This window comes from Hydrogenophaga aquatica (assembly GCF_054780915.1).
Genome location: NZ_BAAGVK010000002.1, coordinates 109,145 through 121,608, shown reverse-complemented (window position 1 = coordinate 121,608; position 12,464 = coordinate 109,145). Strand labels below are relative to the sequence as shown.

The 12,464-nt window shown below is 68.6% G+C and carries 14 protein-coding genes; 5 read left to right on the top strand and 9 right to left on the bottom strand.

Annotated features, from left to right (window positions below; translation table 11 throughout):
- Positions 1 to 12 precede the first annotated feature (12 nt).
- The 8 genes from ald to hypA all read right to left on the bottom strand — a co-directional run bounded on the left by ald (position 13) and on the right by hypA (position 6,395).
- Positions 13 to 1,098 carry an alanine dehydrogenase gene (gene ald, locus ACYVHH_RS01630; protein WP_460563263.1) on the bottom strand — a complete coding sequence of 362 codons (1,086 nt, stop codon included), beginning with the start codon at positions 1,096 to 1,098 and terminating at the stop codon, positions 13 to 15.
- Positions 1,099 to 1,184: 86 nt separating this feature from the next.
- Complete coding sequence (gene panD, locus ACYVHH_RS01625; RefSeq protein ID WP_460563261.1) at positions 1,185 to 1,565, bottom strand: aspartate 1-decarboxylase; 381 nt, start codon at positions 1,563 to 1,565, stop codon at positions 1,185 to 1,187.
- Between the two features lie 72 nt (positions 1,566 to 1,637).
- Positions 1,638 to 2,678: a hydrogenase expression/formation protein HypE gene (gene hypE / locus ACYVHH_RS01620; RefSeq protein WP_460563260.1), complete on the bottom strand. Its 1,041-nt coding sequence runs from the start codon at positions 2,676 to 2,678 to the stop codon at positions 1,638 to 1,640.
- Positions 2,650 to 3,813, bottom strand: a complete 1,164-nt coding sequence (gene hypD, locus ACYVHH_RS01615) for a hydrogenase formation protein HypD (protein WP_460563259.1) — start codon at positions 3,811 to 3,813, stop codon at positions 2,650 to 2,652. Before hypD ends, hypE begins: the two co-directional genes overlap by 29 nt.
- A complete protein-coding gene (locus ACYVHH_RS01610) occupies positions 3,810 to 4,055 on the bottom strand; it encodes a HypC/HybG/HupF family hydrogenase formation chaperone (protein ID WP_460563258.1) in 246 nt (81 codons plus the stop codon). Before ACYVHH_RS01610 ends, hypD begins: the two co-directional genes overlap by 4 nt.
- A gap of 1 nt (position 4,056) precedes the next feature.
- Positions 4,057 to 5,229, bottom strand: coding sequence for a Kae1-like domain-containing protein (locus ACYVHH_RS01605; protein WP_460563257.1), 1,173 nt, complete (start codon positions 5,227 to 5,229; stop codon positions 4,057 to 4,059).
- The gene (hypB, locus tag ACYVHH_RS01600; protein ID WP_460563256.1) at positions 5,180 to 6,022 is read right to left on the bottom strand and encodes a hydrogenase nickel incorporation protein HypB; all 843 of its coding nucleotides are present in this window, start codon (positions 6,020 to 6,022) and stop codon (positions 5,180 to 5,182) included. The genes ACYVHH_RS01605 and hypB overlap by 50 nt, the downstream gene beginning before the upstream one ends.
- A 31-nt stretch (positions 6,023 to 6,053) precedes the next feature.
- Positions 6,054 to 6,395 carry a hydrogenase maturation nickel metallochaperone HypA gene (gene hypA / locus ACYVHH_RS01595; protein WP_460563255.1) on the bottom strand — a complete coding sequence of 114 codons (342 nt, stop codon included), beginning with the start codon at positions 6,393 to 6,395 and terminating at the stop codon, positions 6,054 to 6,056.
- Positions 6,396 to 6,557: 162 nt separating this feature from the next.
- Between hypA and ACYVHH_RS01590 the strand changes: the two genes are divergently transcribed.
- From ACYVHH_RS01590 to ACYVHH_RS01570, 5 genes are read left to right on the top strand one after another with little or no spacing between them, the layout of a single operon-like run.
- Complete coding sequence (locus ACYVHH_RS01590; RefSeq protein ID WP_460563254.1) at positions 6,558 to 8,360, top strand: NAD(P)H-dependent oxidoreductase subunit E; 1,803 nt, start codon at positions 6,558 to 6,560, stop codon at positions 8,358 to 8,360.
- Positions 8,357 to 9,094, top strand: coding sequence for a 2Fe-2S iron-sulfur cluster-binding protein (locus tag ACYVHH_RS01585; RefSeq protein WP_460563253.1), 738 nt, complete (start codon positions 8,357 to 8,359; stop codon positions 9,092 to 9,094). Before ACYVHH_RS01590 ends, ACYVHH_RS01585 begins: the two co-directional genes overlap by 4 nt.
- Positions 9,091 to 9,654, top strand: coding sequence for an NADH-quinone oxidoreductase subunit B family protein (locus ACYVHH_RS01580; protein WP_460563252.1), 564 nt, complete (start codon positions 9,091 to 9,093; stop codon positions 9,652 to 9,654). The genes ACYVHH_RS01585 and ACYVHH_RS01580 overlap by 4 nt, the downstream gene beginning before the upstream one ends.
- 3 nt (positions 9,655 to 9,657) lie before the next feature.
- Positions 9,658 to 11,124 carry a Ni/Fe hydrogenase subunit alpha gene (locus ACYVHH_RS01575; protein ID WP_460563251.1) on the top strand — a complete coding sequence of 489 codons (1,467 nt, stop codon included), beginning with the start codon at positions 9,658 to 9,660 and terminating at the stop codon, positions 11,122 to 11,124.
- Between the two features lie 2 nt (positions 11,125 to 11,126).
- Positions 11,127 to 11,615: a hydrogenase maturation protease gene (locus ACYVHH_RS01570; protein WP_460563250.1), complete on the top strand. Its 489-nt coding sequence runs from the start codon at positions 11,127 to 11,129 to the stop codon at positions 11,613 to 11,615.
- Here the strand turns inward: ACYVHH_RS01570 and ACYVHH_RS01565 are convergent.
- Positions 11,528 to 12,451, bottom strand: a complete 924-nt coding sequence (locus ACYVHH_RS01565) for an EamA family transporter (RefSeq protein ID WP_460563249.1) — start codon at positions 12,449 to 12,451, stop codon at positions 11,528 to 11,530. The genes ACYVHH_RS01570 and ACYVHH_RS01565 overlap by 88 nt on opposite strands.
- Positions 12,452 to 12,464: the final 13 nt, after the last annotated feature.

Sequence of the window (12,464 nt, the reverse complement as noted above, 5' to 3'; positions counted from 1 at the left end):
GACCGCCAGCGCTCAACCGTCTTTTCGCCCTTTCAGCGCCTCGTGCACGATGCGGCCCTCGGCCACGTTGAGGCCGTTGCGCAGGTGCGGGTCGTCCTGCAAGGCCTGTTGCCAGCCTTTGTTCGCCAGCGCCAGCACGCAGGGCAGGGTGGCGTTGTTCAGGGCGAAGGTGGAGGTTCGAGCCACATTGCCCGGCATGTTGGTGACGCAGTAGTGCACCACGCCATCCACCACGAAGGTGGGGGCCAGGTGGGTGGTGGGCCGCGACGTTTCGAAGCACCCGCCCTGGTCGATGGCCACGTCCACCACCACGGCGCCGGCCTTCATGCGGCCAACCTGCTGGCGCGACACCAGCTTGGGCGCGGCGGCGCCGGGCACCAGCACCGCACCTACCACCAGGTCGGCATCCAGCACGGCGTCTTCCAGGTTCTGTGCTCTGGCCGCCAGCGTGCTGATGCGGTTGCCGTACAGCGCGTCCAGCTCGCGCAGCCGCTCCAGCCCACGGTTGAGCACCGTGACACGCGCCCCCAGGCCCATGGCCATGCGAACGGCGCTGGCACCCACCGAACCTGCCCCCAGCACCACCACATGGGCCGGTGCCACGCCTGGCACGCCGCCCAGCAGCAAGCCCATGCCGCCTTGGGATTTTTCCAAATAGTGAGCGCCCACTTGCACTGCCATGCGGCCCGCCACCTCGCTCATCGGGGCCAGCAGCGGCAGCGTGCCGCCCGGGCCGGTGACCGTTTCGTATGCAATGCCTATCACCTGGCTGCGCAGCAGCGCGGCGGTGAGGGCCGGGTCGGGTGCCAGATGCAGGTAGGTGAACAGCACCTGCCCGGCGCGCAACAAGGCGAATTCGCTGGGCTGGGGTTCCTTGACCTTGACGATCAGGTCGGCCTGGGCGAACACACTGGCGGCGTCTGGCGCCAGCGTGGCTCCGGCGGCCTGGTAGACGTCGTCACCCAGGCCGATGGCCGTGCCCGCGCCACTCTGCACCAGCACCTGGTGGCCGCGCGTGGTGAGCTCGCGCACGCTGGCAGGCGTCAGCCCGACGCGGTACTCGTGGTTCTTGATTTCCCGGGGAACACCGATGCGCATGGTCTGCCTCCTGGCCGTGGGGCGGCGCGGGCAGCATGGCATGGGGCGCATCCCCGGTCAAGTCCGGGGACGGTCGCCGGGCAGGCTCAGGCCTGCTGCGTGGGCACGTGGTGCCGCAGCTCGGTCTGGCGGTTCTTGTCGTCCACGAACACCAGTTGCGGCTGGTGGTTCTTCACGTGGTCCTCATGCACCTGCGCGAAGGCCGCGATGATGAGCAGGTCACCCACGGCCGCGCGGCGTGCCGCCGAGCCGTTGACCGAGATCATGCCCGTGCCGCGCTCGCCCTTGATGGCGTAGGTGACGAAGCGTTCGCCGTTGTCGATGTTCCAGATGTGGATCTGCTCGTTTTCGCAGATGTTGGCGGCGTCGAGCAGGTCCTCGTCGATGGCACAGGAGCCTTCGTAGTGCAGTTCGCACTGGGTCACGGCGACGCGGTGGATCTTGGATTTGAGCAGGGTGCGGAACATGGGCGTCTCCTGGGGGCGGTGCGCGAATGGGGACGCATTGTGACAGATGGCCAGAACGGTTGCAGCGGGGGGTCAGCAAATCCGCGGCAGCGCGTCGCCCGCCAGCCAGTCCACCATGCGTTGGCCGCCAAAGCGCGTGCGCATCTGCACGAAGCAGCGCGCGTCGGCCGCCACGCTGCCTATGCGCGCAGCGTCCCGGCCCAGCGGGTGGGCTCGCAGGGCCGCCACGGCGGTGTCAGCAGCCTCTGCCGGGCAGATGGCGACCACACGCCCTTCGCAGGCCAGGTTCAGCGGGTCCAGCCCGAGCAGCTCGCACAGCGCGGCCACGGCGGGGCGCACGGGCAGGGCGGCTTCGTCCAGCACCATGCCCACGCCCGACTGGTGAGCGATTTCGTTGAGCGTGGCGGCCAGCCCGCCGCGCGTGGGGTCGCGCAGCACACGTGTGGTGGGCACGGCTGCCAGCAGGTCGGCAATCAAGCCGTGCAGCGCGGCACTGTCTGACACGATGGGGCTGTCGAGCGCCAGCCCTTCGCGCACCGAGAGGATGGCCGCGCCGTGGTCGCCCAGAGGGCCGGAGACGATCACCGCGTCGCCCGGCTGGGCGTTGGCGCCGCTCATGTACAGCGGGTCCGACATCACGCCCACCCCCGTGGTGGTGATGAACACGCCATCGGCCTTGCCGCGTTCCACCACCTTGGTGTCGCCCGTGACCACGGGTACGCCCGCCGCCTTGGCCGCGTCGCCCATGGAGCGCACGATGCGCGCCAGATCGGCCAGCGGCAGGCCTTCTTCCAGCACAAAGCTGGCCGCCAGGTACAGGGGCCGTGCGCCCATCACAGCCACGTCGTTCAGGGTGCCGTGCACCGCCAGGCTGCCGATGTCGCCACCGGGGAAGAAGAGGGGCGAGACCACGTGGGCATCGGTGGCCATGACGAGGCGGCCATTGGCTTCGGGCAGGCGCGCGCCGTCGTCGCCTTGCAGCAGCCAGGGGTTGCCCAGCGCGGGCAGGAAGAGTTGCTGCAGCAACTGGTGCATGGACCGGCCGCCTGCACCGTGCGACATGTCCACGCGGCCATGGGCTAGGTCAAGCGGCGGGTTGGGAATGCGGTGCATGGGGTGAATCGGGTGAGTGGGGTCCGGGGGCCGTGCGGAAGCGGCCATAGCTGTAGTGGGCCGCGCAGGCGCCTTCGGACGACACCATGCACGAGCCCACGGGGTGGTCGGGCGTGCAGGCGGTGCCGAAGATGCGGCATTGCTCGGGGCGTTTTTCGCCGCGCACGATGGCGGCGCATTCGCAGGCCTTGTGGTCAGGCACGGGCTGGTACGGGGCAGCGAAGCGTTGCTCGGCGTCGAACGCGGCCCAGGCCGGGCGCAGGCGCAAGGCGCTGTGGGGCAGGGTGCCCAGGCCGCGCCACTCGAAGCTGTCGCGGAGTTCAAACACCTCGTCCACCAGTGCGCGCGCCTTGGCGTTGCCTTGCGGGCCCACGGCGCGGGTGAATTCGTTGTCCACCTCGGCGCGGCCGGTGTTGATCTGTTGCAGCAGCATCTGGATAGCGCGCATCACGTCAAGCGGCTCGAAACCGGCGATGACGATGGGTTTGCCGTGTTCACGCGCCACGGGTTCGTAGGCGGCGCTGCCAATGACGGTGGACACGTGCGCCGGGCCGATGAAGCCGTCGATGCGGGTGCCGCCTTCCACCGTGAGGATGGCCTGCATGGCCGCCGGGGTAAGCACGTGGTTGCACAGCACCGAAAAGTTGCCCACGCCCTGTGCGCGAGCCTGCTGCAGCGCCACCGCCGTGGGTGGTGTGGTGGTTTCAAACCCGATGGCCAGGAACACCACCTGCCGATCGGGGTGCTGGCGGGCCAGGGCCAGCGCGCCCAGTGGCGAGGTGACCATGCGCACGTCCGCGCCCAGCGCCCGTGCGCGCAGCAGGCTGAGCTTGCCGGACGCGGGCACGCGCAGGGTGTCGCCGTAGCTGCACAGCATCACGCCGTGGTCCAGCGCCAGCCGGATGGCCTGGTCGATGCGGCCCACGGGGAGCACGCACACGGGGCAGCCTGGGCCGTGGATGAGTTCGATGTGACTGGGCAGCAGGTCGGCAATGCCGAAGCGCGAGATGGCGTGGGTGTGGCCGCCGCAGAACTCCATGAGCCGGTAGTGGCGGACGGGGTCGGCGTCGCGCGCGATGGCGGCGGCCAGCCCACGGGCCAGTTCGCCGTCGCGGAAGGCGTCGATGTATCTCATGGCGCCGCGTTCCCGTTCGGCGCGTCGGCCTGCGCCAGTTCGCGCAGCAGCGCCAGCGTGGCTTCGGCCTCTTCCACGTCAAGTTTCTGCAGTGCAAAGCCTACGTGCACGATCACGTGGTCGCCCACGGCTACGCCGTCCACCAGCGCGAGCGAGATGCGCTGGCGCACGCCGTCCAGATCGACGATGGCTTCGTCGGGGGGGAGCAGTTCCACCACCAGGGCGGGTACGGCTAGGCACATGTCAATGCTCTTTCAAGAGTTGGCGGGCCACGGCGGCCTGGCCGTAGGCGATGGCGGTGTCGCCTGGTGGGAGTTGCCGTGCTTCCAGCAGGCGCAGGCCCAGGGCGTGGCAGCGCTGCCGCAGGTCGGCGGCCAGCAGCCGGTTGAAAAGGCAGCCGCCCGCTGCCGCTACAGTTTGAGTGCTCGCACTGCGGGCGGCCAGTGCCAACCATTCGGCCAATGCGGCGCCCAGCGTGGCGTGGAAGAGGGCGGCGCTTTGGCCTGGGTCAGCAGCTTCCATCAGGTGTTGCAACAGGGGGCGCAGGTCCAGCGTCATGTCTGGGGTGATGCGCCAGCCGCCGTCCAATGGCGGGCAGGGGCCGTGCCTCGCGGCAGCCTGCTCCAGGGCTATGGCCGCCTCGGCTTCAGTGTGCATCACCTCGCACAGGCCCAGCAAGGCAGAGGCAGCGTCGAACACGCGCCCCAGGCTGGTGGTGGGCGGGCAGCGGGTGCCTTGCGCCAGCAGCCGGGCCACGCCTGGGGCAGCGGGTTGGTGCCCGAAGCGCGTGGCGATGTTGCCATTGCGGCCCAGCGCGTGCAGGGCGGCGGCAGCCATGCGCCAAGGTTCGCGGGCGGCCACGTCGCCACCGGGCAGGGCCAGCGGGTGCAGGTGGCCCAGGCGGGTGCAGTGCGGGCCTCGCAAGTGCAGCAGTTCGCCGCCCCAGGCGTTACCGTCGCTGCCCAGGCCTACGCCGTCCAGCGCCAGTCCGACCATGGGGCCGTGCCAGCCATGTTCCGCGCACACGGCGGCCAGGTGGGCATGGTGGTGCTGCACGGGCAGGCAGGGCACTCCCAGTTCGGCCGCCAGGGTTTGGGCCGTGCGGGTGGAGTGAAAGTCGGGGTGCAGGTCATGCGCCACGGCGGCGGGGCGGGCGTCTTGGTCATCCAGCCAGGCCAGCAGGGCGCGGGCGTTGTCTTCGTGGACAGCGCAGGCCTGGGGGGTGTCCAGGTCGCCCACGGTGGGGGTGAGCTTGGCGGCGTTGCCCAGCGCAGCGCACAGGGTGTTCTTCAGCCCGGCGCCCAGGGCCAGCACGGGCGGGCCTTCCGGTAGCGGCAAGCGTTGCCAGGTGGTGGCCTGGGCCGTCTCAGGCATGGGTGCCGTGAGGGTGGTGTCCATGGTGGTGCGCGTGGCCATGCCCGTGCGCATGCAGGTGTTCGTGAGAGTGGTCGTGGCTCTGTGCGCACAGCTCGGCATGGCTGGTCAGCCAGGTCAGCCACTCGTCCAGCCCTTCGCCCGATGTGGCGGACACGCGCATCACCCGCACACCGGGGTGCACGCGGCGTGCGTTGGCCTCGGCCAGGTCGGCGTCGAATTCCAGGTAGGGCAGCAGATCGCACTTGTTCAGCAACACCAGGTCGGCGGCGCGGAACATGTCGGGGTACTTCAGCGGTTTGTCCTCGCCCTCGGTGACCGAGAAGATCACCACCTTGTGCGCTTCGCCCAGGTCGAAGGCGGCGGGGCACACCAGGTTTCCCACGTTCTCGATCATCAACAGCCCGCCGCGTTGCAGGGGCAGGCGGGGCAGAGCTTCCTGCACCATGCGCGCGTCCAGGTGGCAGCCCTTGCCGGTGTTGATCTGCAAGGCGGGTGCGCCCGTGGCACGAATGCGCTCGGCGTCGCGGCTGGTCTGCTGGTCGCCTTCGATCACGGCCACCGGCAAACGGCCTGCAAGCCGCTCGATGGTCTTGACGAGCAGCGTCGTCTTGCCCGCGCCGGGGCTGGACATGAGGTTGAGCGCGAACACGCCAGCGTGGGCCAGGTCGTGGCGGTTGTGTGCGGCGATGTGGTCATTGCGCGAGAGGATGTCCTGCTCTATGGCCACGTGCCTCACTTCGGGAGTCAGCGTCAACGCATCGTCATGCCCGTCGTTGGCATGGTGGGTGTGCAGGGTGGCGCCGTCGCCGCTGCATCCGCAGGTGGTGCACATGTGTGGCTCCTTATTTCTGGTGATGAACGGATCATTCCACGTCCAGGTCGCGTACCCGCATCTCGGTGCCGCGCAGCACGCGCAATGGCGCAACGCCGCAGGCCGGGCACAGATCGTAAAGCGTGTCCATGGCCGCCTGGTGACCGCAAGCCGGGCATTCGCCCTGGCCTGGCACGGGCAATATCTCCAGCCGGGCACCCTGGGCGCAACTGCCCGCCGTGGCCGACTCAAAGGCAAAACGCAGGGCCTCGGGTTCCACGCACGAGAGCGCACCAATTTCCAGCCGCACCGTGTGGGCCCGTGTGAAGCCCTCGCGCAGCGCAGCTGCCTCGATCAACTCCACCACGTTTTGCGCCAGGGACAGTTCGTGCATCTGGGGATTGTCGTGCCGCCCCTTGCCCGCTGTCGAGGCAAGGATGACCCGATCCACTGGTTTCTTGTTCCAGGTCAACCCATAAATCAATATTGCGGTAAGAATCGTCACGAAACTGCCGCGCACGGTCCGCAAGATGGCGGAAAACAGGAGGACAACGCGTTGACCGCGACAATTGAAGCCGTACTGGACAGACATGCACGCCAGGGGCACCGTCTGGTGCAGATGCTGCACGACGTGCAGGACGCGTCCGGGTGGCTGCCGCCCGAGGCGCTGGAGGCCATTGCGCGCGGCATTGGCTGGCCGCTGGCCCGGGTGCAGGGCACAGCCAATTTCTACTCCTTCTTTCACACGCAGCCTGCGGGTGAATACCGTGTTCGTTTTTCCGACAACATCACCGACCGCATGGTGGGCAGTGCCGAACTGATGGCGCAACTGTGCAGCCAGCTCTGGCTGGAGCCGGGCAGGGTGTCGGAGGACGGGCTTGTCAGCGTGGACACCACGTCCTGCACAGGCCTGTGCGACCAGGGGCCAGCCTTGCTGGTGAACGGGCGCCCGGTCACGCGCATGACGCCGCAGCGCGTGGACGAGATGGCGGCGCTGATCCGCGAACGCGTGCCGCTGGACGCCTGGCCTGCAGACTGGTTCGTGGTGGAAGACCGCATTTGCCGCCGTGAGCTGCTGCTGGACGAACAGGTGGCGCCCGGCAAGGTGCTGCGTGCTGCGCTGTCGCATGGCGCCGAAGGCGTGCTGGCTGAAATCCAGCGTTCCGGTCTGCGGGGGCGCGGCGGCGCGGGGTTCAGCACCCATGCCAAATGGCGTGCCTGCCGCGACGCTCCAGGGCAGACCCGCTACGTGGTGTGCAACGCTGACGAGGGCGAGCCCGGCACCTTCAAGGACCGTGTGCTGCTCAGCAGCCGATTCGACGCGCTGATCGACGGCATGTGTGTGGCCGCCTTGGCGGTGGGTGCCAGCCAGGGCTTCATCTATCTGCGGGCCGAGTACCGCTTCCTGCTGGGCCGCCTGAACGAACGGCTGCGGCACCGGCGCGATGCCGGGCTGCTCGGGCGCAACATCCTGGGCCGGGGCTTCGATTTCGACATCGAGATCCACCTGGGTGCCGGGGCCTACATCTGCGGCGAAGAGTCGGCACTCATCGAGTCGCTGGAAGGCAAGCCGGGCAAGCCGCGCATCCGCCCGCCGTTTCCCGTCACCCACGGCTACATGGCGCAGCCCACCATCGTCAACAACGTGGAAACGCTGGCGCTGGCCGGGCTCATCGCCCTGCGCGGCGGTGAGTGGTTCCGGGGCATCGGCACACCAGCGTCCAGCGGTACCAAGGTGCTTTCCGTATCGGGTGACGTGGCGCGCCCCGGCATCTACGAAGTGCCCTTTGGCGTGACGTTGGCCGAGGTGCTGGCCGAGGCCGGGGGCAGTGATGCGCAGGCCGTCACCACCGCCGGGGCGGCAGGGCCGTGCCTGGCGGCCAGCGAGTTCGAACGGCGCATCTGCTTCGAGGACGTGGCCACGGGTGGCTCCATCATGGTGTTTGGCCCGCAGCGCGACCTGTTCGCCGTGGCCCACAACTTTGCGCATTTCTTCCAGCACGAAAGCTGCGGCTTCTGCACGCCGTGCCGCGTGGGCACCGCTGTGAACGCCCGTTTGCTCGACAAGCTGGCCAAAGGGCGCGGTTCGCCCTACGATCTGGACGAAATCCGGCGCATGCACCATTTGATGCAAGGTGCCAGCCACTGCGGCCTCGGCAACACGGCCACCGTAGCCATTGCAGACCTGATGGACAAATTTCCCGCCACTTTTCAGCGCCGCCTGGCCACGCCTGATTACGAGCCCGCGTTCGACTTGGACGCGGCGCTTTCACAAGCCCGCCAGCTGACAGGCCGCGACGACGCTGACGCCCACCTGCAGAGCAACCACGCTGCCATGGCGCGGGAGGCGCGCCCGTGACCAGCCAAGCCACGTTCGAGCTGGACGGCCAGCCCGTGCCCTTCGCGCCCGGCCAGACTCTGATGCAGGCCGCCCAGGCGGCAGGCCACTACATACCGCACCTGTGCTGGCACCCGGACTTCACCGCGCACGGCTCCTGCAAACTGTGCACGGTGAAGGTGGGCGGGCGCTTTGCCACCGCCTGCACCACGGCCGCCGCCGAAGGCCAGGTGGTGGCCAACCGCACCGAAGAGCTGGACGACAAGCGCCGCACCCTGCTGCAACTGCTGTTCGTGGAAGGCAACCACTTCTGCCCCGCCTGTGAAAAAAGCGGCGACTGCGTGCTGCAGGCCACGGCTTACGAAATGGGCATGCTCACGCCCCATTTCGACCACTTCTTCCCCGACCGCCCGGTCGACGCCTCGCACCCCGATGTGCTGCTGGATTTCAACCGCTGCATCCTGTGCGAACTGTGCGTGCGCGCCAGCCACGAGGTGGACGGCAAGGACGTGTTCGCCCTGGCGGGCCGGGGGGTGAAGTCGCACCTCGTCGTCAACAGCGCGTCGGGCCGCCTGGCCGACAGCAGCTTTGCCGTCAGTGACCGCGCTGCCTCCGTTTGCCCAGTGGGCGTCATCTTGCGCAAGCGCGTGGGCTTTGCCACGCCGATTGGCCAGCGCACCTACGATGTGCACCCCATCAGCCAGGTGGCTGTGGACGCACCGGCCCAGGCCTCGCCAGACGGTAAACAGCCATGAACGCCGCCGTTTCCCCGCCCCCGCGCAAGCTCAAGATCGCCACCGTCTCGCTGGCGGGCTGCTTCGGCTGCCACATGTCCTTTCTGGACATCGATGAACGCCTGCTGCCCCTGCTTGAGCTGGTGGAGTTCGACCGTTCGCCGCTCACCGACATCAAGCACTGTGGCCCCTGCGACATCGGCCTGATCGAAGGTGGCGTGTGCAACGCCGAAAACGTGCACGTGCTGCGTGAATTCCGTGCCCAGTGCAAGGTGCTGGTGGCGCTGGGGGCGTGTGCCGTCAACGGCGGGCTGCCCGCACAGCGCAACCACCTGCCGGTGGGCGAGGTGCTGCAGTCCGTGTACCTGGGCGGGCACGGTGTGGTCCCTGGCAGCCAGGTGCCCTCCGACCCCGAACTGCCGCTGCTGCTCAACCAGGTCCACCCCGTGCACGAGGTGGTGCGCATCGACCACTTCCTGCCCGGCTGCCCGCCGTCCGGCGATGCCATCTGGGCCTTTCTGAACGACCTTATCGCCGGCCGGCTGCCCCACCTGGGCCATGGCCTGCTGCATTACGACTGAACCATGGCCAACGACCTGGAAACCGCCACCGCCCCGCGCGAAGGGCTGCGCCGCGTGGCCATCGACCCCGTCTCGCGCGTGGAGGGCCACGGCAAGGTCACCCTGCTGCTGGACGAGCACAACCGCGTGCAGCAGGTGCGCCTGCACATCGTCGAGTTCCGTGGGTTCGAGCGTTTCATCCAGGGCCGCCCGTATTGGGAAGTGCCCGTTCTGGTGCAGCGGCTGTGCGGCATCTGTCCCGTGTCGCATCACCTGGCCGCCAGCAAGGCGCTCGACCAGGTGGTGGGCGCGCGCCAGCTCACGCCCACGGCCGAAAAAATGCGCCGCCTCATGCACTACGGGCAAATCCTGCAATCGCACGCGCTGCACTTCTTTCACCTGTCGTCGCCCGACCTGCTGTTCGGCTTTGACAGCGAGGTGGCGCGCCGCAACATCGTGGGCGTGGCGCAGCGCTTCCCCGACATAGCGCGGCAAGGCATTCTGCTGCGCAAGTACGGGCAGGAGGTGATCCGCCTGACGGCGGGCAAGCGCGTGCACGGCACGGGCTCGGTGCCCGGCGGCGTGAACCGTTCGCTCAGCGGGGCAGAGCGGCTGGAACTGCAGCGCGACGTGGCGCAAACCGTGGCTTGGAGCCGCGATGCGGTGCGCATCGTGCGAGCCATGCATGAGCAGCACCCGGCGCTCTACGACCGCTTCGGCCACGTGCCGTCCAGCATGATGAGCCTGGTGGCCCCCGACGGCAGCCTGGACCTGTACGACGGCGCCTTGCGCGCGCGTGACGCCGAAGGCCAGATCATGTTCGACCAGTTCGACGTGCGCGGCTACGACACCCTCATCACCGAAGCCGTGAAACCCTGGACGTACATGAAGTTTCCCTACTTCACCGCGCGGGGGCCGGAGCAAGGCTGGTACAAGGTAGGCCCGCTGGCGCGCGTGCAGAACGCCGACCGCATGCCCACCCCACAGGCCGAAGAGGAACGCCAGCACCTGCTGGCCCATGCGGGCGGGCGGCCCATGCACGGCTCGCTGGGTTTTCACTGGGCGCGCATGATCGAGATGCTCAGCGCCGCCGAAACCATCGAAGCCCTGCTGCAGGACGACGACCTGGAAGGCACCGACCTGATGGCGGGTGGCGAACGCCAGCGCAGTGGCATCGGCGTCATCGAAGCGCCGCGTGGCACGCTGTTCCACCACTACGAGGTGGGCGACGACGACCTCGTCACCATGGCCAACCTCATCGTTTCCACCACCAACAACAACCAGGCCATGAACGAAGCCGTGCGCGATGTGGCGCGGCAGTATCTGGATGGGCAGGAAATCACCGAGGGGCTGCTCAATCACATCGAAGTGGCCATCCGCGCTTTCGACCCCTGCCTGTCGTGCGCCACCCACGCCCTGGGCAAGATGCCGCTGGAAGTGGTGCTGCTGGACGCCGACGGCCAGGAGCTTGACCGCAAGGTCCGCGATTGAACATGCCTGCCCCCACACTGGTGTTTGCCTGGGGCAACCCCAGCCGGGGTGACGATGCCCTGGGCCCCCTGTTCGCCGAAGCGGTGGAGGCCTTGCGCCTGCCCGGAGTGGATGTGCTGACGGATTTTCAGCTGCAGGTGGAGCACGCGCTGGACTTGTTGGGCCGCGAGCGGGTGCTGTTCGTGGATGCGTCAGTGCAACCTTGCTTGGAAGACGCGCAGCCCTTCCAATTGAGCCTGCTGGTGCCCCAACACCTGCCCAGCCACACCACCCACGCCCTGCGGCCCGAGGCCGTGCTGCAGGTGTTTGCCGACGTGCAGCGCCAGCCGCCGCCGCCCGCTTGGCTGCTCACCATTCCGGGCCAGGCATGGGGCCTGGGCGAGCCCGTGTCGCCCGGTGCCCGTCAGCGGCTGGACGCCGCCCTGCGCTGGGCCAGCCACTGGCTGACAGACAGCACACGCGCGGCCCAGGCAGCGGCCTGCCGTCCGTAAAGAATCAGGGCCAGCGCCGCCAGGATCAGCGGCATGGCCGCGAACACCCAGCCGGTCAGGCGCTCGCCGCCCAGTGTTACGCCCACCCACAGGGCCACGGCCGGGTTCACGAAGGAATAGCTCCCCGCCAGCGCTGCCGAGGTGTTCTGCAACAGCCACAGGTAGGCGTTGAGCGTGACCAGCGTGCCCATCACCACCAGGTAAGCCCAGGCCAGCCAGGAGGCGGCCGTGGCCTCGTGCCACCAGGCACCGCTGCGCGCGCCCGGCTCCACCAGCAGCGACACCACCAGCCCCAGCGCCCCGCCCGTGAGCCACTGCGCGGCAGAGGCCATGGCTGGTGCGGGCAGCGTCAGCTTGCGCGAGGCGTAGGAGCCGATGCTCCAGCACAAGGGCGCTCCGAAGGCGCACAGCGTGCCCAGCCAGGTGGCGGTGAAGTCCCCCTCCATGGCCAGCAACAAGGCGCCACCCATGCCCAGCACCAGGCCCACCCAACTGGTGGCGGGCACACGCTCGCCGCCCCAGTGCGTCCACAGCGCCAGCCACATGGGCATGGTCGTCACCACCGTGGCCATCAACCCGGAGCCTATACCCAGCTTCTGCGCCAGCACCACCAGGCCCATGGCGCCAAACACCATCAAGGCCCCCACCAGCGCGGAATTGCGCCACTGCTGCCGGGTGGGCCATGCCACGCCTTGCCAGCGGGCCACGGCCAGCATCACCGCACCCGCCACCACAAAGCGGGCGCCGTTCATCAACAGCGGGGGCAGCCCTTTCATGGCCACGCCCAGCGCGTAGTAGGTAGTGCCCCACACCACGTAGACGATCAGCAAAGCCATCGTTAACTGAAGG

Coding starts and splice junctions, on each gene's coding strand:
- ald (WP_460563263.1), bottom strand. CDS start 1,098: ATGCGCATCGGTGTTCCCCGGGAAATCAAGAACCACGAGTACCGCGTC.
- panD (WP_460563261.1), bottom strand. CDS start 1,565: ATGTTCCGCACCCTGCTCAAATCCAAGATCCACCGCGTCGCCGTGACC.
- hypE (WP_460563260.1), bottom strand. CDS start 2,678: ATGCACCGCATTCCCAACCCGCCGCTTGACCTAGCCCATGGCCGCGTG.
- hypD (WP_460563259.1), bottom strand. CDS start 3,813: ATGAGATACATCGACGCCTTCCGCGACGGCGAACTGGCCCGTGGGCTG.
- ACYVHH_RS01610 (WP_460563258.1), bottom strand. CDS start 4,055: ATGTGCCTAGCCGTACCCGCCCTGGTGGTGGAACTGCTCCCCCCCGAC.
- ACYVHH_RS01605 (WP_460563257.1), bottom strand. CDS start 5,229: ATGGCCACGCGCACCACCATGGACACCACCCTCACGGCACCCATGCCT.
- hypB (WP_460563256.1), bottom strand. CDS start 6,022: ATGTGCACCACCTGCGGATGCAGCGGCGACGGCGCCACCCTGCACACC.
- hypA (WP_460563255.1), bottom strand. CDS start 6,395: ATGCACGAACTGTCCCTGGCGCAAAACGTGGTGGAGTTGATCGAGGCA.
- ACYVHH_RS01580 (WP_460563252.1), top strand. CDS start 9,091: ATGAACGCCGCCGTTTCCCCGCCCCCGCGCAAGCTCAAGATCGCCACC.
- ACYVHH_RS01575 (WP_460563251.1), top strand. CDS start 9,658: ATGGCCAACGACCTGGAAACCGCCACCGCCCCGCGCGAAGGGCTGCGC.
- ACYVHH_RS01570 (WP_460563250.1), top strand. CDS start 11,127: ATGCCTGCCCCCACACTGGTGTTTGCCTGGGGCAACCCCAGCCGGGGT.
- ACYVHH_RS01565 (WP_460563249.1), bottom strand. CDS start 12,451: ATGGCTTTGCTGATCGTCTACGTGGTGTGGGGCACTACCTACTACGCG.